Origin of the sequence: Prauserella muralis (assembly GCF_003202285.1) — a bacterium.
Taxonomy (GTDB): Bacteria; Actinomycetota; Actinomycetes; order Mycobacteriales; family Pseudonocardiaceae; genus Prauserella_B; species Prauserella_B muralis.
On sequence record NZ_MASW01000002.1, the window covers coordinates 121,842 to 142,143 of the forward strand.

13 protein-coding genes are annotated in these 20,302 nt (G+C 72.9%); 8 read left to right on the top strand and 5 right to left on the bottom strand.

Going from position 1 to position 20,302, the window contains the following annotated elements:
* The first annotated feature begins 3 nt into the window (after positions 1-3).
* On the top strand, positions 4-2,022 hold the full coding sequence (locus BAY60_RS11680; protein WP_170160459.1) for a CocE/NonD family hydrolase: 2,019 nt from the start codon (positions 4-6) through the stop codon (positions 2,020-2,022).
* A 119-nt stretch (positions 2,023-2,141) separates the two neighbouring features.
* On the opposite strand, the gene BAY60_RS11685 is transcribed toward BAY60_RS11680, so the two are convergent.
* The gene (locus BAY60_RS11685) at positions 2,142-2,603 is read right to left on the bottom strand and encodes a GreA/GreB family elongation factor (RefSeq protein WP_112280980.1); all 462 of its coding nucleotides are present in this window, start codon (positions 2,601-2,603) and stop codon (positions 2,142-2,144) included.
* A 65-nt stretch (positions 2,604-2,668) separates the two neighbouring features.
* Positions 2,669-5,065 (bottom strand): Tex family protein, encoded by a 2,397-nt coding sequence (locus tag BAY60_RS11690; RefSeq protein ID WP_112280981.1) that lies wholly within the window; start codon positions 5,063-5,065, stop codon positions 2,669-2,671.
* Positions 5,066-5,098: 33 nt separating this feature from the next.
* Here BAY60_RS11690 and ilvD point away from each other — a divergent pair, with 33 nt between their 5' ends.
* From ilvD to BAY60_RS11705, 3 genes are all read left to right on the top strand, one after another.
* Positions 5,099-6,772 (top strand): dihydroxy-acid dehydratase, encoded by a 1,674-nt coding sequence (ilvD, locus tag BAY60_RS11695; protein WP_112280982.1) that lies wholly within the window; start codon positions 5,099-5,101, stop codon positions 6,770-6,772.
* Between the two features lie 177 nt (positions 6,773-6,949).
* Positions 6,950-7,420 (top strand): ribose 5-phosphate isomerase B, encoded by a 471-nt coding sequence (rpiB, locus tag BAY60_RS11700; RefSeq protein ID WP_112280983.1) that lies wholly within the window; start codon positions 6,950-6,952, stop codon positions 7,418-7,420.
* 68 nt (positions 7,421-7,488) lie between these two features.
* A complete protein-coding gene (locus tag BAY60_RS11705; RefSeq protein WP_112280984.1) occupies positions 7,489-7,875 on the top strand; it encodes a DUF7715 family protein in 387 nt (128 codons plus the stop codon).
* Between the two features lie 278 nt (positions 7,876-8,153).
* Here the strand turns inward: BAY60_RS11705 and cobN are convergent, their stop codons facing one another.
* Positions 8,154-11,723 carry a cobaltochelatase subunit CobN gene (gene cobN, locus BAY60_RS11710; protein ID WP_112280985.1) on the bottom strand — a complete coding sequence of 1,190 codons (3,570 nt, stop codon included), beginning with the start codon at positions 11,721-11,723 and terminating at the stop codon, positions 8,154-8,156.
* 83 nt (positions 11,724-11,806) lie between these two features.
* Between cobN and BAY60_RS11715 the strand changes: the two genes are divergently transcribed.
* From BAY60_RS11715 to BAY60_RS11725, 3 genes are all read left to right on the top strand, one after another.
* Positions 11,807-12,943: a precorrin-3B synthase gene (locus BAY60_RS11715; RefSeq protein WP_112280986.1), complete on the top strand. Its 1,137-nt coding sequence runs from the start codon at positions 11,807-11,809 to the stop codon at positions 12,941-12,943.
* Positions 12,940-13,569 carry a precorrin-8X methylmutase gene (locus BAY60_RS11720; protein ID WP_112280987.1) on the top strand — a complete coding sequence of 210 codons (630 nt, stop codon included), beginning with the start codon at positions 12,940-12,942 and terminating at the stop codon, positions 13,567-13,569. Before BAY60_RS11715 ends, BAY60_RS11720 begins: the two co-directional genes overlap by 4 nt.
* A gap of 73 nt (positions 13,570-13,642) precedes the next feature.
* Positions 13,643-15,154 carry a precorrin-2 C(20)-methyltransferase gene (locus BAY60_RS11725; protein ID WP_112280988.1) on the top strand — a complete coding sequence of 504 codons (1,512 nt, stop codon included), beginning with the start codon at positions 13,643-13,645 and terminating at the stop codon, positions 15,152-15,154.
* A 29-nt stretch (positions 15,155-15,183) separates the two neighbouring features.
* On the opposite strand, the gene BAY60_RS11730 is transcribed toward BAY60_RS11725, so the two are convergent.
* Together BAY60_RS11730 and BAY60_RS37840 are read right to left on the bottom strand one after the other, a co-directional pair.
* Positions 15,184-18,375 carry an arabinosyltransferase domain-containing protein gene (locus BAY60_RS11730; protein WP_112280989.1) on the bottom strand — a complete coding sequence of 1,064 codons (3,192 nt, stop codon included), beginning with the start codon at positions 18,373-18,375 and terminating at the stop codon, positions 15,184-15,186.
* A gap of 11 nt (positions 18,376-18,386) precedes the next feature.
* Positions 18,387-19,175, bottom strand: a complete 789-nt coding sequence (locus BAY60_RS37840; RefSeq protein ID WP_245992448.1) for a cobalt-precorrin-6A reductase — start codon at positions 19,173-19,175, stop codon at positions 18,387-18,389.
* Positions 19,176-19,184: 9 nt separating this feature from the next.
* Between BAY60_RS37840 and BAY60_RS37845 the strand changes: the two genes are divergently transcribed.
* Positions 19,185-20,249: a cobalt-precorrin-5B (C(1))-methyltransferase gene (locus BAY60_RS37845; RefSeq protein ID WP_245992449.1), complete on the top strand. Its 1,065-nt coding sequence runs from the start codon at positions 19,185-19,187 to the stop codon at positions 20,247-20,249.
* Positions 20,250-20,302 lie beyond the last annotated feature (53 nt).

Here is a 20,302-nt window from a genome sequence, read left to right on the forward strand (position 1 = left end):
TTGCTGCGCACGGTCGGCTCGCTGCCGTGTGAGGTCACCGAGGAAGAACACGTCTGGATCACCGTCTCGGACGGAACCCGGCTGGCCGCCCGCATCTGGCGGCCGGCCGGGTCGGACGACGAGCCGGTGCCCGGCATCCTCGAGTACATCCCGTACCGCAAACGGGACCTCACCGCGATCCGCGACTCGATCCACCATCCGTACCTCGCCGGGCACGGTTACGCGTGCGTGCGGGTCGACCTGCGCGGCACGGGGGAGTCGGAGGGCGTGCTCACCGACGAGTACACCGAGCAGGAGCAGCGCGACGCCGAGGACGTGCTGGACTGGATCGCCAGCCAGCCGTGGTGCACCGGCCGGACCGGCATGATGGGCATCTCCTGGGGCGGGTTCGCCGCGCTGCAGGTGGCCGTGCGGCAGCCGAAGAGCCTGCACGCCATCGCCATCTCGTCGTTCACCGACGACCGCTACGCCGACGACTTCCACTACATGGGCGGCTGTCTGCTGTCGGACAACCTCGCCGAGGCGGGCACGATGTTCGCCTACGGCACCCTGCCCCCCGACCCGGCGCTGGTGGGCGAGCGCTGGCGCGACATGTGGCGCGAGCGCGTCGAGGCCACCGGGCCGTGGGTGGACCAGTGGCTCGAGCACCAGCGTCGCGACGAGTACTGGCTGCACGCCTCGGTGTCGGAGACCTACTCCGACGTGCGCTGCCCCGTGCTGGCCACCAGCGGCTGGGCCGACGGCTACTCCAACGCCGTGTCGCGGCTGCTGGCCCATCTGGACGTGCCGCGCAAGGGCCTGGTGGGGCCGTGGTCGCACAAGTACCCGCACCTGGGCGAGCCCGGGCCCGCGATCGGGTACCTGCAGGAGCTCGTGCGCTGGTGGGACCACTGGCTCAAGGACATCGACAACGGCGTCATGGACGGCCCGATGCTGCTGACGTGGATGCAGGACAGCGTGCCGCCGTCGACGTCGTACGAGGACCGGCCCGGCCGCTGGGTGGGTGAGGCGTCGTGGCCCTCGCCGAACGTGCGTCCTGTCGAGCTTCCGCTGGCCCGGCACCGGCTCGGGGAGCAGGGCGAGGAGGTGCCCGAGGAGGCGATCACCGTGCAGTCGCCGCTGTCGGTCGGGCAGTTCTCCGGCAAGTGGGCGTCCTACAACGCGCCGCCCGACCTGCCCTACGACCAGCGCGAGGAGGACGGCGGCTCGCTGGTGTTCGAGACGGAGCCGCTGAGCGAGCGGGTCGAGATTCTCGGCTCACCCGTCGTGCACCTGGACGTCGAGGCGGACAAGCCCGTCGCGATGGTGGCGGTGCGGCTGTCGGACGTGCTGCCGGACGGCCGCGCGACCAGGGCCACGTACGGCCTGCTGAACCTGGCCCACCGCAACGGCCACGACGAGCCCGAGCCGCTGGAGCCCGGCAAGCGCTACCGGGTGAGCGTGCACCTCAACGTGGTGGCGCAGGCGTTCCCGCCCGGTCACCGGATCCGCCTGTCGCTGTCGTCGTCGTACTGGCCGCTGGCGTGGCCGCCGCCCGAGGCGGCGCGGCTGACCGTGCACACCGGGGCGAGCAGCCTCACGCTGCCGGTGCGCACGCAGGGCGACGAACTGCCGTCGCCGGTGTTCGGCGAGCCCGAGGGCGCCGAGCCGATGCCGACGGTCGTGACCGAGCCCGGCGACCGCCGCTGGCAGGTGTCGCGGGACCTCGTGCAATACGAGTCGGGACTGGAGATCCTCAAGGACAGCGGCACCCTGTACTTCCCCGACATCGACCTGTCGGTGACCAGGCGGGCTCGCGAACGGTACGCGTCGCAGGCCGACGACTTCGCCTCCGCCCGCGGTGAGACGGAGTGGACGATGACGTTCGCCCGCGGCGACTGGGAGGCCACCACCGTGACGCACACGGAACTGTCCTGCACGCGCACGGAGTTCGTGCTGCACGCGCGCCTCGACGGCTACGAGGGCAAGCGCCGCCTCTTCTCCCGCAATTGGCAGCGCAGGATCCCGCGCGACAACGTGTAGCCCTTCAGCCGGGGGAGAAGCTCCCCAATGCGGCATTGGGTACGTTGAGTGGAACGAATGCGGCATTCGCTCCATCCAGTGGAGCGAATGCCGCATTGGGGAGCTTTGGGGGGCGGGGGTCAGGCGGGGGGCTTCAGCTTCAGGATCTCGGCGGTCGCCTCGCCCGCCGGGGTGCGGTAGGTGATGGTGTCGCCCTTCTTGTGACCCGCGATGGCACGCCCGAGCGGGCTGTCGGCGGTGAGTGCGGACAACTCGTCGTCGGCCTCCTCGGCGATGCCGACGATGACCATGTCCTCCACGCTGCCGTCGCTGAACTTCAGCGTCACCTCGGTGCCCGAGGGGAGGTCGGACTCCGAGTCCGGCATCGGGCCGCCGGCGAGCAGGTCGGTGATCTCGGCGATCCGCCGGTCGAGCCGCGACGCGACCTCCGCGCGTTCGAGCAGGTCGGCCTGGTCGGCGCTGTCTCCGAGCGGGTCGTCGCCCAGCCGTGGTGCCAGTGCGTCTCGCTGCTCTCGTAGCTGTTCCAGCTCCCGCTCGAGCCGTTCGCGGGTAGCCGGGCTCAAGCCTCCGGTCGACGTCATTGGACCATTGTCAGGCCTGACGGCCCGGCTCGCCACGTCATTGCGGCCTCACCGGCGAGCGTCACTCACCGGCTGTAACCCGCCTTGCGCAACGCCTCCGCCATCGCGCCACCGGCGGGCGCACGGCGGTCGTCGCGCTGCTTGCCGGACTGCTTGCCACCGTGCTTGCCGCCCTGCTGGGGCTTGCCCCTGCGCTGGCCACCGCCGCCCCGGCCGCCCTGGCCACCGGAGCCCCGCTGGTCGGCGCCGGGCTCGTCGTCGAGGCGCAGGGTGAGCGAGATGCGCTTGCGCGCGACGTCCACGTCCAGCACCTTGACCTTCACCACATCGCCGGGCTTGACCACCTCGCGCGGGTCCTTGACGAAGTTGTGCGACATCGCCGACACGTGCACGAGCCCGTCCTGGTGCACGCCGATGTCGACGAACGCGCCGAACGCCGCGACGTTGGTCACCACGCCCTCCAGCCGCATGCCCGGCTTGAGGTCCGCCATCGTCTCCACGCCCTCGGCGAACGTCGCCGTCCTGAACTCCGGGCGCGGGTCGCGGCCCGGCTTCTCCAGCTCGCTGAGGATGTCGGTGACCGTGGGCAGGCCGAACTTCTCGTCCACGAACGCCGCAGGGTCCAGGCCGCGCAGTGCCGTGGCGTTGCCGATCAGCTCCCGGATGCCGACCTTCGTCTCGTCCAGGATGCGCCGCACCACCGGGTAGGCCTCCGGGTGCACGCTGGAGGCGTCCAGCGGGTCGTCCCCGTCGGGGATGCGCAGGAAGCCCGCGCACTGCTCGAACGCCTTCGGACCGAGCCTCGGCACCTCCTTGAGCGCCGAGCGGCTGCGGAAGCGGCCGTTGCCGTCCCGGTGGGCGACGATGTTCTCCGCCAGGCTGGTGCCGATGCCCGACACGCGGCTCAGCAGCGGCACCGACGCGGTGTTGAGGTCGACGCCGACGGCGTTCACACAGTCCTCGACGACGGCGTCCAGCGAGCGGGAGAGCTTCGACTCGGCGAGGTCGTGCTGGTACTGGCCTACGCCGATGGACTTCGGGTCGATCTTCACCAGCTCCGCCAGCGGGTCCTGCAGCCTGCGCGCGATCGACACGGCGCCCCGCAGCGACACGTCCAAGCCGGGCAGCTCCTGCGCGGCGTACGCCGACGCCGAGTACACCGAGGCGCCCGCCTCGGAGACCACGATCTTGGTGAGCTTGAGCTCCGGCCGCAGCTTCACCAGCTCACCGGCGAGCTTGTCGGTCTCGCGCGAGGCGGTGCCGTTGCCGATGGCGATGAGCTGCACGTCGTGCTCGTGCGCCAGCTTCTCCAGCGTGACCAGTGCCTCGTTCCACTTCGACTGCGGCTTGTGCGGGTAGACGGTGTCGGTGGCGACGACCTTGCCGGTGGCGTCCACCACGGCGACCTTCACGCCGGTGCGGTAACCGGGGTCGAGGCCCATCGTGGCGCGCGTGCCCGCGGGCGCCGCCAGCAGCAGGTCGCGCAGGTTGGCGGCGAACACGCGCACCGCCTCGTCCTCGGCCGCCTGCCGCAGTCGCATGCGCAGGTCGATGCCCAGGTGCAGCAGGATCTTCGTGCGCCACGCCCAGCGCACCGTGTCGGTGAGCCACTTGTCGGCGGGCCTGCCCTGGTCGGAGACACCGGCGTGCTCGGCGATGCGTACCTCGTAGTCGCTCGGCCCGGTGCGCGGCCCGGCGTCGGGCGCGGGCGGCTCCTCCGGCTCCGTCGCGAGGTCGAGGATCTCCTCCTTCTCGCCGCGGAACAGGGCCAGGATGCGGTGCGAGGGCAGCTTGGTGAACGGCTCGGCGAAGTCGAAGTAGTCGGCGAACTTCGCGCCCTCCTCCTCCTTGCCCGTGCGGACCTTCGAGGTGAGCCAGCCGCGGTTCCACATCCGCTCACGCAGCTCGCCGATCAGGTCGGCGTCCTCGGCGAAGCGCTCCACCAGGATGGCCCGCGCGCCGTCGAGCGCGGCGGCGGCGTCGGCCACGCCCTTGTCCGGGTCGACGAACACCGCCGCTGCCGCCTGCGGGTCGGTGGTGGGGTCGCCGAGCAGGCCGTCGGCCAGCGGCTCCAGCCCGGCCTCCCTGGCGATCTGGGCCTTGGTGCGCCGCTTCGGCTTGTACGGCAGGTAGATGTCCTCCAGCCGGGCCTTGGAGTCGGCGGCCTTGATGCGCGCCTCCAGCTCGGCGTCCAGCTTGCCCTGCGCGGCGATCGAGTCGAGGATCGCGGCGCGCCGCTCCTCCAGCTCCCGCAGGTAACGCAGCCGCTCCTCCAGCGTGCGCAGCTGCGTGTCGTCGAGGCCGCCCGTCACCTCCTTGCGGTACCGCGCGATGAACGGCACGGTCGAGCCGTCGTCGAGCAGCCCGACGGCGGCCCGCACCTGCGCGGGGCGGACACCGAGTTCCTCGGCGATCTTCTGGTCAATCGACAGCGTCGGCACAGTCTCAGCCACGAAGGGCATTGTGCCCTCTCCGATCTGAGGCATGATCCCCCTATGGCCGAACACGATCTGAAACCACGTAGCCGCGAGGTCACCGACGGTGTCGAGCGGGCCGCAGCACGCGGGATGCTCCGCGCGATCGGCATGGGCGACGAGGACTTCGCCAAGCCCCAGATCGGCATCGCCTCGTCGTGGAACGAGATCACGCCGTGCAACCTGTCGCTGCAGCGCCTCGCCGAGGCCAGCAAGCAGGGCGTGCACGGCGGCGGCGGGTTCCCGATGGAGTTCGGCACCATCTCGGTGTCCGACGGCATCTCCATGGGCCACGAGGGCATGCACTTCTCGCTCGTGTCGCGCGAGGTGATCGCCGACTCGGTGGAGACGGTGATGGAGGCTGAGCGGCTCGACGGCGCCGTGCTGCTCGCCGGCTGCGACAAGAGCCTGCCCGGCATGCTCATGGCTGCCGCGCGGCTCGACGTCGCGGCCGTGTTCCTCTATGCGGGCTCGATCCTGCCCGGCACGGTCGACGGGCGCGAGGTGACCATCATCGACGCGTTCGAGGCCGTCGGCGCCTGCGCTCGCGGGCTCATCAGCCGCGAGGAGGTCGACAGGATCGAGCGCGCCATCTGCCCGGGTGAGGGCGCGTGCGGCGGCATGTACACGGCCAACACGATGGCGTGCGCGGCCGAGGCGCTGGGCATGTCGCTGCCCGGATCGGCCAGCCCGCCGTCGGTGGACCGGCGGCGCGACCGGTTCGCCCGCTCCAGCGGCGAGGCCGTCGTCGACATGCTGGCCATGGGCATCACGGCCCGCGACATCCTCACCCGGGACGCGTTCGAGAACGCCATCGCCGTGGTGATGGCGCTGGGCGGCTCCACGAACGCGGTGCTGCACCTGCTGGCCATCGCCAACGAGGCCCAGGTGGAGCTGACCCTGGACGACTTCTCCCGCATCGGCGACCGGGTGCCGCACCTCGCCGACGTCAAGCCGTTCGGCAGGCACGTGATGACGGCCGTCGACCGCGTCGGCGGGGTGCCCGTGGTGATGAAGGCCCTGCTGGACGCCGGGCTGCTGCACGGCGACTGCCTGACGGTCACCGGAAGGACCGTGGCCGAGAACCTCGCCGAGCTGGGCCCGCCCGAGCTCGACGGCGAGGTCATCCGCAAGCTCACCGACCCCATTCACCCGACCGGCGGGCTGACGATCCTGCACGGGACGCTGGCGCCCGAGGGTGCGGTGGTCAAGAGCGCGGGTTTCGACTCCACCCGCTTCGAGGGCACCGCGCGTGTGTTCGACGGCGAGCAGGCCGCCATGGACGCGCTGGGCGAGCTGAAGGCGGGTGACGTGGTGGTGATCCGCTACGAGGGCCCGCGCGGCGGACCCGGCATGCGGGAGATGCTGGCCGTCACCGGCGCCATCAAGGGCGCGGGCCTCGGCAAGGACGTCCTGCTGCTCACCGACGGCCGGTTCTCCGGCGGCACCACCGGCCTGTGCATCGGCCACGTCGCCCCGGAGGCGGCGCACGGCGGGCCGATCGCCTTCGTCCGCGACGGCGACCCGATCGTGCTCGACATGGACAAGCGCACCCTGGACCTCGGGGTCGACGAGGCCGAGCTGGCACGCAGGGCCGAAGGGTGGCAGCTGCCCGCGGTGCCACGCCGCACGGGCGTGCTCGCCAAGTACGCCAAGCTGGTCGGCTCGGCCGCACAGGGCGCCGTCTGTTCCTGAGCGACCGGAGGTAACACAGACACTGTTCAATTCCCCCCTTCTAGTTGTTAGAAATAACAGCTAGAATGTGACGTGTGGGCCTGAGCGGCCTGGACGTGCACGACGTGCCCTGAATGCGTCTCACGGTTGGTGTGTTGTTCACGTCAATCGTGTGATGAGGGCGAGAGGAGCGGGCAGATGAGCAGCATCGCCGTGGGCAGCGACCAGCTGGGCTTCGAGCTCAAGAGCGAGCTGGCCAGGCATCTCGCCGAGCGCGGCTACGAGGTCGCCGACTACGGCACCACGAGCGCCGAGGAGAGCGAGGACTACCCGGACGTGGCCGAGCGTGTCGCGCTGGCGGTGGCCGGGGGCAAGCACGACAGGGCCGTGCTGATCTGCGGCACCGGCATCGGCATGGCTATCGCCGCCAACAAGGTGCCGGGCGTGCGGGCCGCGCAGGCCAGCGACACCTACAGCGCCGAGCGTGCCCGCGCGTCCAACAACGCGCAGGTGATCACCATGGGCGCGCTGACCGTGGCACGTGAGGTCGCCAAGGACATCGTCGACCACTGGCTCGACTCGGAGTTCCAGGGCGGCCGGTCGGCACCGAAGGTCGCCAAGATCGAGCAGATCGAACGCAGCCACCGCGAGCGCGCGCAGACCGGCTGAGCGCCGGTTGTGTCGGTGCCTACTGGTAGGCCTGTCGGGAGACGGCAACCGAGGGGGGATCACCGACCATGATCAAGGTTCTGGTCGCGACGGCGGCCACGCAGGGCGCAAGGGACAGCGACTACCACTGGTGTGTCGACGGTGAACTGGTGTGGATCGCGCCGATGTGCGCGGACGACTGGCTCGACCCCGACCGCGGCTGCGGCTGCGGTCGGGCGTTCGCCGGGCTCAACTCGCACCGGGCGACCACCACGGCGATGGTGCGCACGCTGGAAGGGCTCAGCCGCGACGACTACGTGGAGGCCATCCGTTCGAGCCTCGACGCGCAGGGCTACGACGGCGGCCTCGCACCGGAGATCGCGGACTCGCTGCTGGAGCTGATCCACGACCTGCCCGACGGCGCTGTCGTGGAGCATCGCCTGGAGTACGTCCAGGTCAGGGAGCGGACTCCGTGACCTGGTCCGGCGCGGGTAGCCCATCGATGCTGTGCGCGTTCGTTCTCGCCCAGTGCTCGGCGAGGCCGGTGTCGCGCGTCGGGAGTTGACACAGTTCCGGCACCGCTGCCCGTGCGGTCGAGGCACGCGACCCGGTGTTCGCCGAGCACGGCGAACGTGCCCGCCATGCACTTGGGGGACACCGCCTGCGCCAGCAGGAACGTGCGCAGGCGCTCGTCGATCCGCTCGTGCCCCCTACCTGCGCGCAGTCAAGCAGGGCCGCCGCGCCCGGCATGTCCTCATTGCTCTTCGAGGTCTCCCTCGATGCGCAGGTACACCTCGCGCATCCGCTCCAGCAGCTCCGGGTCGGGCTCGGCCCACAGGCCGCGTTCGGCGGCCTCGTCGAGCCGTTCGATGATGCCGCGCAACGCCCAGGGGTTGGCCTGGGCCAGGAAGTCCTGGTTCTGCTTGTCCAGCACGTAGGACTCGGCGAGCTTGTCGTACATCCAGTCCTGCACGACCCCCGCCGTGGCGTCGAAGCCGAACAGGTAGTCCACGGTGGCCGCCAGTTCGAACGCGCCCTTGTAGCCGTGCCTGCGCATCGCGGCCAGCCAGCGCGGGTTCACCACCCTGGCGCGGAACACCCGGGTTGTCTCCTCGGACAGGGTGCGGGTGCGCACCGAGTCCGGGCTGGTGCTGTCGCCCACGTACGACACCGGTGCCGAGCCGGTGAGCGCCCGCACGGTGGCGATCATGCCGCCGTGGTACTGGAAGTAGTCGTCGGAGTCGGCGATGTCGTGTTCGCGGGTGTCGGTGTTCTTGGCCGCCACCACGATCCGGCGGTAGGCGTTCTCCATGTCCGGGCGCGCCGGTGCGCCGTCGAGGCCGCGGCCGTAGGCGTAACCGCCCCACACCGCGTACACCTCGGCCAGATCCGAGTCGTCGCGCCAGTTGCCGGAGTCGATCAGCGGCAGCAGGCCAGCGCCGTAGGTGCCGGGCTTGGAGCCGAAGATCCGGGTCGTGGCACGCCGTTCGTCGCCGTGCTCGGCCAGATCGGCCGCCGCGTGGGCGCGGACGAAGTTCTGCGATTCCGGCTCGTCCAGCGAGGCCACCAGCCGGACCGCGTCGTCGAGCAGGTCGATGACGTGGGGGAACGCATCGCGGAAGAAGCCACTGATCCGCACGGTCACGTCGATGCGGGGCCTGCCCAGCTCGGCAAGGGGGATGGGCTCGATCCCGGTGACCCTCCGCGACGCCTCGTCCCACACCGGCTGGACACCGAGCAGGGCGAGCACCTCCGCCGCGTCGTCGCCGGACGTGCGCATGGCCGAGGTGCCCCACACCGACAGGCCGACCGACCGTGGCCAGTCGCCGTTCTCCTCGTGGTAGCGGCGCAGCAGCGAGTCCGCGAGCGCCTGCCCGGTCTCCCACGCGAGCCTGCTCGGCACGGCCTTGGGGTCGACGGTGTAGAAGTTGCGGCCGGTCGGCAGCACGTTCACCAGCCCGCGCAGCGGCGACCCGCTGGGCCCGGCAGGCACGTAGCCGCCGTCGAGCGCGTGCAGCACCGCGTCGATCTCGGCCTCGGTGCCCGCCAGCCGCGGCACGATCTCCGTGGCGGCGAAGCGCAGGACCTCGGCCGCGGCCGGATGCCCCGCGCACACCTGTTCCACCGCGTCGCCTGCCCAGCCACGGTCCTCCATGGCCTGCACCAGCTCGCGGGCGGTGGTCTCGATGGCGTCCACATCGGACATCGGCGCGTCCTCGGTCAGGCCCAGCGCCGCCCGCAGGCCCGGCACCGCGCCGTACGCGCCGCCCCACATCTGCTGGGCGCGCAGCATGGCGAGCACGAGGTTCACCCGCGCCTCGCCGGTGGGCGCCTCGCCCAGCACGTGCAGCCCGTCGCGGATTTGCGCGTCCTTCACCTCGCACAGCCAGCCGTCGAGGTGCAGCAGGAAGTCGTCGAACTCCGCGTCGTGCGGACGCTCGGCGACCCCGAGGTCGTGGTCCAGCTTGGCCGCCTGGATCAGCGTCCAGATCTGCTGGCGGATCGCGGGCAGCTTCGCCGGGTCCATCGCCGCGATGTTGGCGTGCTCATCGAGCAACTGCTCCAGCCGCGCCAGGTCGCCGTAGCTTTCCGCGCGGGCCATCGGCGGGATCAGGTGGTCGACGATCGTGGCGTGCGCGCGTCGCTTGGCCTGCGCGCCCTCGCCGGGATCGTTGACGAGGAACGGGTAGACCAGTGGCAGGTTGCCCAGCACCGCGTCGGGTGCGCACGACGCCGAGAGCCCCGCGGTCTTGCCGGGCAGCCACTCCAGCGAGCCGTGCTTGCCCAGGTGCACCACGGCGTGCGCGCCGAACTCCTCCTCCAGCCACCGGTAGGCGGCCAGGTAGTGGTGGCTCGGCGGCAGGTCCGGGTTGTGATAGATCGCCACCGGGTTCTCCCCGAACCCGCGGGGTGGCTGGATCATCAGCACCACGTTGCCCGCCCGGAGCGTGGCGAGCACGATGTCGCCGTCGTCGACGTAGAGCTCGCCGGGCGGCGCGCCCCAGTGCTCGGTCATGTCTGCCCGCAGCCGCTCGGGCAGTGCGTCGAACCACTCGCGGTAGCGCGCCGCGGGAATGCGGATGGGGTTGCCCGCCAGCTGCTCCTCGGTGAGCCACTCCGGGTCCTGCCCGCCCGCCTCGATCAGCGCGTGGATGAGGGCATCGCCGTCGGGCTGATCGGTGCCGGTGGGCACCACGCCGGGAAACGGCTCGTCGCCGAGGTCGTAGCCCGCGTCGATCATGCGGCGCAGCAGTGTCACCGCCGACGCGGGTGTGTCCAGGCCCACCGCGTTGCCGACCCGGGAGTGTTTCGTCGGATACGCCGAGAGCACCAGCGCGATGCGGCGCTCACCGGGCGGGATCCGCCGGAGCCGGGCGTGGGCGAGCGCGATGCGGGCCACGCGGCCGGCGCGCTCGGCGTCCGGCACGTAGCGGGGCAGGCCGTCGGCGTCGGTCTCCTTGAACGAGAACGGCACCGTGATGAGCCTGCCGTCGAACTCGGGCACCGCCATCTGGTTGCCCGCGTCCAGCGGTGACAGGCCCTCGTCGTTGTCCTCCCACGTGGCACGGTCGCTGGTCAGGCACATCGCCTGCAACGTGGGCACGTCCAGCGCGGCCAGTTCGGCGACGTCCCACGACTCGTCGTCGCCGCCCGCGCCCGCCTCCGCGGGACGGGTCCCGCCGGCCGCGAGCACCGTGACCAGCAGGGCGTCCGCCTCGCCGAGGCGCTCCATCAGCTCCGGCGGGCGGGAGCGCAGCGACGCGCAGAAGACCGGCAGCGCGCGCCCGCCCTCGGCCTCGATGCGCTCGGCCAGGGTCTCGACGAACGCCGTGTTCCCCGCGAGGTGGTGCGCGCGGTAGTACAGGATCGCCACCGTCGGGCCGTCGCCACCGGCGGCGGGCCGCTCCAGCACACCCCATTCGGGCTGCTCGGCGGGTGGTTCGAAGCCGTCACCGGACAGCAGCAGCGTGTCGGAGAGGAACCGGTGCAGCTGCGCCAGGTTCTCCGGGCCGCCGTGTGCCAGGTAGGCGTGCGCCTCGGTGGCGATACCCGCGGGCACCGTCGACAGCGCCATCAGCTCGGCGTCCGGCGCCTGCTCGCCACCCAGCACCACGACGTGGGCGCCGCTCTCGCGCACCCTGCGCAGCCCGTCGGCCCAGGTGCGTTCGGTGCCGAGGATGCGCACGACGACGATCGGGCAGCCCTCCAGCAGGCCCGGCAGCTCGGCCAGGTCGAGCCGCGCGGGGTTGGCGAGCCGGTACCCGGCTCCGCACGCGCGCGCACTGAGCAGGTCGGTGTCTGACGTGGACAGCAGCAGGATCACAGCGCCTCACTCTCGTGTGCCCGGCCGGACATCGTCAAGCAGGCCACCCCGGGCGCGGGCCGGCATCCGCCTACAGTGAGTCCGTGCCCGCCCCGACGAGACTCCGCGCCGACGCCTGCCCCGGCGTCGTCGCCACGCACGACGCCGCTGATGGCGCGCTGGCGAGGGTGCGCCTGCCGGGCGGTGCGCTGACCGGCGCGCAGGCCGGGGTGGTGGCCGGGTGCGCGGCCGAACTGGGTGACGGTGCGATTCATCTCACGTCGCGGGCGAACCTTCAGCTGCGGGCCGTCCGCGACACCGGTGAGCTCGTCGCGCGGCTCTCGGGTGCCGGGCTGCTGCCCGCGCCCGGCCACGAGCGCGTGCGCAACATCCTCGGCTCCCCGGCGTCCGGCCTCTCCGGCGGCCTCACCGACATCCGGCCGCTGGTCCGGGGCCTCGACCGCGCGCTGTGCGCCCGGCCGGAGCTGGCCGCGCTGCCCGGCCGGTTCCTGTTCGCCCTCGACGACGGCCGCGGCGACGTGGCGGGCGAGGGTGCCGACGTGTGCTGGCAGGCAGTGGACGGTGACGAGGGTGCGCTGCTGCTCGACGGCAGCGACACCGGCCTGCGCGTGCCCGCACGCCATGCGGTCGCCGCGCTGCTGGAGGCCGCCGCCGCGTTCGGCCGCACCCGGGGCAGCGCGTGGCGGGTACGCGAGGCGTACCCCGCGCCGCTCGTGGCCGCCGCGCGACGGTTCGCCCGCGAAACGCACCCGGTGGCGCTGCCGCTGTCCGGGCCGCTGCCGGTCGGGCCGCTGCGCGGCGGCGCGGTCGTCGCCGCGCCCGTCCTCGGTCACGTTCCCGCCGCCGTGCTCGCGAGACTCGCTCGGTGCGGTGAGCTGATCGTCACACCCTGGCGCACGCTCGTGCTGCCCGACGGCGGCGCCGCGGAGGGCACCGGGCTGGTCACCGACCGGGACGCGCCCTCGCTCGGCGTCAGCGCGTGCATCGGCAGGCCCGGCTGCGCCAAGGCGCGCGCCGATGTGCGCGCCGACGCGCTCGCCGCGATGGCTCCGGACGTGCGCGCCCACTTCTCCGGCTGCGAGCGGCGCTGCGGGCGTCCTCGCGGCCCGCACCACGACGTCGTGGCCGCCGACGACGGCTACCGGGTCGACGGCCTTCTCGTTTCCCCGTCCGAGCTCGCCAGCGCGCTGCGCGGCCGACCAGCGAAGGGACAGCAGTGATCGACTACATCCGGGACGGTGCGGAGATCTACCGCCACTCGTTCGCGACCATCCGGGAGGAGGCCGACCTGGCGATCCTGCCCGACGACGTCGCGGGCGTCGCCGTGCGGATGATCCACTCGTGCGGGATGGTCGACCTTGTCGACGACCTGGCCTACACGCTGGAGGTCGTCGAGGCGGGCCGGGCCGCGCTGGAGGCGGGCGCCCCGATCCTGTGCGACGCGCAGATGATCGCCAGCGGCATCACCCGCAGGCGCCTTCCCGCGGCCAACGACGTGGTGTGCACGCTGGCCGACGAGCGCGTGCCCGCGCTGGCCGAGCGGCTGGGCAACACCCGCTCGGCGGCGGCACTGGAGCTGTGGCGCGACCGGCTGCCCGGGTCGGTGGTGGCGATCGGCAACGCGCCCACCGCCCTGTTCCGGCTGCTGGAGCTGCTGGACGAGGGCGTGGGCGCCCCGGCGGCGATCATCGGTGTCCCGGTCGGCTTCGTCGGCGCCGAGGAGTCCAAGCAACTGCTGATCGAGCGCGCGCCCGCGCCGTACCTGGCGGTGCGCGGGCGGCGCGGCGGCAGTGCGATGGCGGTGGCGGCTGTCAACGCCATCGCCTCGAAGGAGGAGATCGCGTGAGTGACAATCGGCGCAGCGCGCTCGCGGCGATCGACCGGGTGCGGGTGTCCCGCAGGGCACGGGAGGAGATCGCGTGAGCGGCACCGGGGTCCTCTACGGCGTCGGGCTCGGGCCGGGCGATCCCGAGCTGCTGACGGTCCGGGCGGCGAGGCTGATCGGCGAGGCCGACGTCATCGCCTACCACTGCGCCAGGCACGGGCGCAGCATCGCGCGCTCGGTCGCCGAGCCGTACCTGCGCGAGGGCCAGCTCGAGGAGCGGCTGATGTACCCGGTGACCACCGAGACCACCAGCCATCCCGGTGGCTACGAAGGCGCCATCGCCGAGTTCTACGAGCTGTCCGCGAAGCGGCTCGCCGAGCACCTGGACGCGGGCCGCACCGTGGTGCTGCTGTGCGAGGGCGACCCGTTCTTCTACGGCTCCTACATGTACATGCACGAACGGCTCGCCGACCGCTACGAGGCACACGTCGTGCCCGGGGTGACGTCGGTGAGCGCGGCGTCGGCGGTGCTGGGCAGGCCGCTCGTGCAGCGCGACGAGGTGCTGACGCTGCTGCCCGGGACGCTGCCCGCGCCGGAGCTGGCGCGGCGGCTCGCCGACACCGACTCCGCGGCCGTGCTCAAGCTGGGCCGCACGTTCGGCGCCGTGCACGAGGCGCTGGCCGAGTCGGGCAGGCTCGACGACGCGTTCTACGTCGAGCGGGCCACGTGGACGGCGCAGCGCGTGGAGCCGTTCGCCGAGGTGGACCCGGAGACGGTGCCGTACTTCTCGCTGGCCGTGGTACCCAGCCCGGCGTACGCGGCCCGCGCGTCCGGTGCCGACGCCGCCCGCAGCGAACCCGCGACCGCGGGTGAGGTCGTCGTGGTGGGGCTCGGTCCCGCCGGGCCGGAATGGCTCACGCCCGAGGCGGGTCAGGTGCTCGCCGACGCCGACCACCTCGTCGGTTACGGCCCCTACCTGGCGAAGGTGCCGCAGCGCGCGGGCCAGCGGCGGCACGCCTCCGGCAACCGGGTCGAGGCCGAGCGGGCCGTCGAGGCGCTGGAGCTGGCCCGCGGTGGCGGCACGGTCGCCGTGGTGTCCTCCGGCGACCCGGGAGTGTTCGCGATGGCGTCGGCGGTGCTGGAGCAGGCCGAGCGGCCCGAGTGGCGAGACGTGCCGGTGCGCGTGCTTCCCGGGGTGACCGCGGCGCAGGCGGCCGCCGCCCGCGCCGGCGCACCGCTCGGACACGACTACTGCGTGCTGTCGCTGTCCGACCGGCTCAAGCCGTGGGAGGTCATCGAGCGCCGCCTCGACGCGGCCGGTGCTGCCGACCTGGTGGTGGCGCTCTACAACCCCGCATCCCGCAGCCGCACCACCCAGCTGGGCGCGGCCAGGGAGGTGCTGCTGCGCCACCGCCCGCCCGGCACCCCGGTGGTGATCGCCAGGGACGTCGGTGGCGGTGAGGAGTCGGTGCGGGTGGACACGCTGGGCGGGCTCGATCCGGCGACCGTGGACATGCGGTGCCTGCTCATCGTCGGCTCGACGCGCACCCGCGTGCGGGAGCAGCCCGACGGCACGCGGGTGGTGTGGACGCCGCGGCACTACTGAGCGGTTCCCGGCCGGGCCGGGAACCGCCGTCAGCGGCTGCCCTGGCCCACGCCGCTCGGCTGCTGGTAGCCGGGGCCCGGCGACCACCAGCCGAAGTGCGTTTCCTCGCCGCGGACGATCGTCGGTGCCCTGCCCTCGGTGTAGGGCTCGACCTTCTCCAGCGTCCCCCACGACTGGCCGGGGTCGCCGCGCAGGTAGCTCGGGATCTCCGGCTGGTCCGCCAGCTCCTCGAGGATGCCGTTGGGGCCGCCTGCCCTGGCCCCGGCCCAGTTCGCCTCGTTGGCCAGGTCACCTGCCGTGAGGTGGTAGGCGGGCACCTCGGCGATGCCGTCGCGCACCTTCATCGGGTTGAGGCACGGGTAGACGAACGACGTCGGCCAGTCCATGTACACCGGGGCGTCGCCGACCCGCTCGGTGAGCGTGGTGAAGCTCGGCATGCGCGGCGCGGTGACCGCGACCCAGCCGTCGTCGGTGAGGTCGTCGTCCCTCGCGATCACGCGGACCGCGGTCGCACCCCGCGGCGCGTCGTCGAGGTCCAGCCGCACGTCGGACCACGTGTCGGCGCCCGCACCCGCGGCCAGCGCCTCCTTGGTGCCCAGCACCCGCATGCCCTGCGGCGTCCGCTCGCCGTACTGCAGGCCGACACTGACGGCCTTGCCGCCAGGGGCGTACACGGCCACGGCGAGCTGCCCGCCGTCGCGCTGCGCGCCGACGCCGAACCAGTCGGTGCGCAGCCGACCTGTGGGGTTGGCGGTCTCCTTGTAGCTGCTCCACATCGGCACCGTGCTGGGGGTGAACCCGTGCGGCGGGCCCGCGAGCGGGTCGCCGCCCATGAGCGGCTGCGTGTGGAAGCCGACCTGCGTGGGGCCGTTGTCGCTGTCGGGTGAGGGCAGGCCGCCCGGCCCCGGCTGCTCTGCGCCCTCGGCGGGCACGGTGCGCTGCTGCGGGCCGGGCAGCGGCGTGAGCACGCTCGCCACCGGGTCGCGTTCGACCATGACGTAGTCGGCGAGGCCGCAGCTCTTGCCGAAGAGGTGCTCGACGTTCGCGGCGGCGAGGCTGTAGCTGCCCTGCTGCTTCTGGATCGCCTTGGCCATCGAGCCGAACTCCGCGACGACCACGAGGCCGCAGACCACGACGATCGCCAGCGAGCCGCGCCACAGCGCCAGCCCCCTGCGCTCGGGCAGCGGCGGCGGCAGCCCGGGCCGCTGCGCGCGGATGTTCTCGACGAAGGCGATGACCGCGGCCACCGCGGCGGCGAACAGCAGCATCGTCGACAGGCCGACACCGAACAGCTGCGGCGGGATGTTGTACCAGGGCACGCCGAGGTCGGAGACGAACCAGTACGCGTTCGGCCCGGTGACGGCGAGCGCCGCCATGACCAGCAGCCCGGAGACGAACGCCGCGCGGTTGCGTTTCGAGCGCAGCACCGAGCCGCTGGTGGCCAGTGCGGTGAGCGCCGCCATCGCCGCGCCGACCGCGGCGAACGCGCCGAAGTGGTGGGTCCACTTGGTGGGGGTCAGCGCCATCAGCAGGAAGAACAGCGCGACGGTGCCGATGAGCCTGCGGCTCGGCCCGAGCGCGGCCCCGGGAATGCGGCCGCGGCGCAGCAGCACCACCAGGCACGTGCCCGTGCACAGCAGGAGCAGCAGCACCGGGAACCGGCGGGCCGCCGAGCCGTCGGCGTTGGAGCGGAACAGCGTCTCGTAGCGGGTCAGCTCCTGGAACCAGGACAGGCTCGGCCCCACCTCGTTGCGCAGCCGGGTCGCCTCGGCGACCGTCGCGAAGGTCTGGTCCGCGAAGACGGTGAACAGCACGACGACGCCGGACGCCAGGATCGGTGTCAGCACGTGCAGCCAGCCGCTGTCGCGCGCCCGCCGCCGCAGCAGCTGGAACAGCGGTCTGCCCGCCACCAGGAACGGGGCCACCGCGATGAGGCCGGTGGGCGTGGCCGCCAGGGTGAACGCCGCCGCGATCAGGCCGAGGCACAGCGGCAGCAGCCTGCGGGTGACGAGTGCGCGTTCGACGGCGCAGATCGCCAGCAGCGAGCCCACGGCCGCGACCGGCTCCGGGCGAACGCCGTTGTTGTAGGGCATCCACCACACCAGGAACACCGTCGCGGCGGCCCAGCCCGCGGCGCGGCTGCGCCGCACCTCCTTGCCGAGGCGGGGCAGCACCTCCCGGCTGATGAGCAGCCAGCTGATGACGCCGAGCAGGAAGGACGGCAGCCGGATCCACGGCGGCACGACGCTGACGTGCGTCATCGCCTGGTAGACGTGGTAGAACCAGCCGAACGGCGCCTCCGCGACACCGAACCATCGGTGGTAGTTGGTGAGGTAGCCCGCGTCCTCGGTGACCCGCGCCATCGACAGGATGTAGCCGTCGTCGGACGTGACCGGGCCGATGAACACCCACACCCCGAGCACGCCGATCACCGCGAGGTCCCGCCCGGTGAGGCGCCACCAGCCGATCGGCGCCCAGCGTGGCGCGCGCCGGGCGACGCCGGTGTCGAGCCGGTTCACGGCGATCAGGCAGCCGATCATGGCGAGCACACCGACCACGAGCACGGTAAGTTTCAGCGCGGTCGGCGAGGACTCGTAGCGGGTGTCCGGCGTGATCGACACGTTCAGCCCGGCGATCGGGTCGGACTCCTCGTCGATCGAGGTGTAGATGCCCAGGACGCGGGGCCGTACGTCGCCGTCACGGTTGTAGACCGGCGTTCCGCCCACGGTGAGCGTGGTGTGCGTGGCATCGGAGGAAAGGCCGACGGCGCAGCCGGTCGCGGGCAGTGGCTGGCGGGCCACCTGTTCGGGGCCGTTGTAGGCGACGAGAACCCCGTCGTTGACCCGCATCTGCAGGCCCGCGCCGTCGTCGAGGCGCGCGGCGGGCACGGTGGAGAACAGCAACGCCTCGCCGGGCGTGCGGGCGTCGAGCGAGCGGACGGTCTCACACGGCAGGTCCGCGCGCAGGTCCTGCGCCCAGTAGCCGGCCAGCGGGGCGTTGACCTGGGAGGCGTCGCCTCCCGCGGGCCAGACGATGCGTGCCGTGTCCTGCACCACGGGCAGGAACGGCGACGCGATGGCGCACGCGGCCGCCACCAGACCGAGGACGACCGCCAGCCGCCGCCAGAACCTGGCGCGTTTCGTGGCGTCGCCTGCCCGGGTGGCGGGGGCGTCGGATACCTGGTCCGGTGTCTCCGTACTGATCGAGGTGGCTGGCCGCATCGGAGGTCACGCTAGCGGGCTGCGGGAGCCGACTTTTCGCCGGGCCAGCCCGTCACCCGTTCGAGCGCCCAGGTCAACGCGTCGTTCACTTCGGTCACTTCGGACACCCGGGGCCGGACGGGACGACGCACCACGACCACCGGCACACCGAGCTGCCGGGCGGCGTCCAGCTTGCCCCGGGTCATCGTGCCGCCGCTGTCCTTGGTGACGAGCACGTCGATGCGGTGGCGGCGCAGCAGTTCCGCCTCGTCGGCGGCCCGGTACGGGCCCCTGCTGAGCAGGACCTCCGACTGCGGCGGCAGCGGAGGCTCCGGCGGGTCGACGCAGCGGATGAGAAACCACAGCCGGTCCAGGTGGGCGAACGCGGCGAGTCCCTGCCGCCCGCTGGTGAGGAACACGCGCGTGCCCAGGGCGGGCAGCAGCCGGGCCGCCGCGCCGAGGGAGTCCGCCCAGTGCCAGTCGTCGCCGGGCCCGGGCCGCCAGCCGGGCCGCTGCAGCCGCAGCAGCGGCACGCCCGCCCGCGCGGCGGCCGTCGCGGCCGAGGCACCGATGCGCTCGGCGAACGGGTGGGTGGCGTCGACGACGGCGGCCACCCGTTCGCCGGCGAGCCAGCGGGCGAGGCCGTCCGGGCCGCCGAACCCGCCGATCCGCACCTCGCCCTCGGGCAGCCGCGGCTCGGCCACCCGGCCCGCCAGCGACGACACGACCGGCACCCCGTGCCCGGTCAGCGCGGAGGCGAGCGCGCGGGCCTCGGCGGTGCCGCCGAGGATCAGCACGCGTGTGCTGGCGATACTGTCCACGGTGAGAGTGTGACTGAGCTGAGGTACGGGTGGACGACCGGCGCATGCGCCACGGCCGCCACCACCGCCGCCTACACGGCGCTGCTGACCGGGCGGTTCCCCGACCCGGTGGAGGTGCTGCTGCCCAAGGGACGGCGGCCGAGCTTCGCACTGGCCACGGAGACGCTGGGCGACGGTGTGGCCAGCGCGGGGGTCGTCAAGGACGCGGGCGACGATCCCGACGTCACACACGGCGCGCTGATCGTGTCGACCGTGCGGGCGGGCGAGCCGGGCTCCGGGGTGACGTTTCGCGCCGGGTCGGGTGTGGGCACGGTCACGCTGCCGGGGCTGCCGCTTCCGGTGGGTGAGCCCGCCATCAACCCGGTGCCGCGGCGGCTGATGACCGAGGCCGTCGAGCGGGTCGCCCGCGAACACGGTGGCGGCACCGACGTCGTCGTGGAGATCTCCATTCCCGACGGCGAGGAGATGGCACGGCACACGTGGAATCCGCGGCTCGGCATCGTCGGCGGGCTCTCGGTGCTGGGCACCACGGGCGTGGTGGTGCCGTACTCGTGCTCGGCGTGGATCGACAGCATCCGGCGCGGCGTGGACGTGGCCCGCGCGCTCGGGCACACCCACGTCGCCGGGGCGGTGGGCAGCACGTCGGAACGCGTGGTCGCCGAGCTGTACGGGCTGCCGGAGACCGCGCTGCTCGACATGGGCGACTTCGCGGGCGCGGTGCTGAAGTACCTGCGGCGGCATCCGGTTCCCCGGCTCACACTGGCCGGCGGGTTCGCGAAACTGTCCAAACTGGCCGCCGGGCATCTCGACCTGCACTCGAAACGCTCCCAGGTGGACCTGGGCCTGCTGGCGGAACTGGCCGAGGGAGCAGGCCGCCCGCGGCTGGCGGTGTCCGTGCGGCAGGCCAACACGGCCCTGCATGCGCTCGAACTGGCGCAGGCCGAGGGCGTGCCGCTGGGCGACCTGGTGGCCGAGCGGGCCCGGCGCACCGCGGCGGGCGTGCTCGGCGACGCGCCGGTGACCGTGGACGTCGTCGCCGTGGACCGGGCGGGAACGATCGTGGGCCGGGCCTGAGCGAACGCTCGGGCCGTGTTGGCCGTCCACGGGAGCGGGGGTGGCGGGCAGGC

What these genes read in the sequence shown, in the direction of transcription:
- BAY60_RS11685 (WP_112280980.1), bottom strand. Translation starts at nt 2,603, where the DNA reads ATGACGTCGACCGGAGGCTTGAGCCCGGCTACCCGCGAACGGCTCGAG.
- BAY60_RS11690 (WP_112280981.1), bottom strand. Translation starts at nt 5,065, where the DNA reads ATGCCCTTCGTGGCTGAGACTGTGCCGACGCTGTCGATTGACCAGAAG.
- ilvD (WP_112280982.1), top strand. Translation starts at nt 5,099, where the DNA reads ATGGCCGAACACGATCTGAAACCACGTAGCCGCGAGGTCACCGACGGT.
- rpiB (WP_112280983.1), top strand. Translation starts at nt 6,950, where the DNA reads ATGAGCAGCATCGCCGTGGGCAGCGACCAGCTGGGCTTCGAGCTCAAG.
- BAY60_RS11705 (WP_112280984.1), top strand. Translation starts at nt 7,489, where the DNA reads ATGATCAAGGTTCTGGTCGCGACGGCGGCCACGCAGGGCGCAAGGGAC.
- BAY60_RS11730 (WP_112280989.1), bottom strand. Translation starts at nt 18,375, where the DNA reads ATGCGGCCAGCCACCTCGATCAGTACGGAGACACCGGACCAGGTATCC.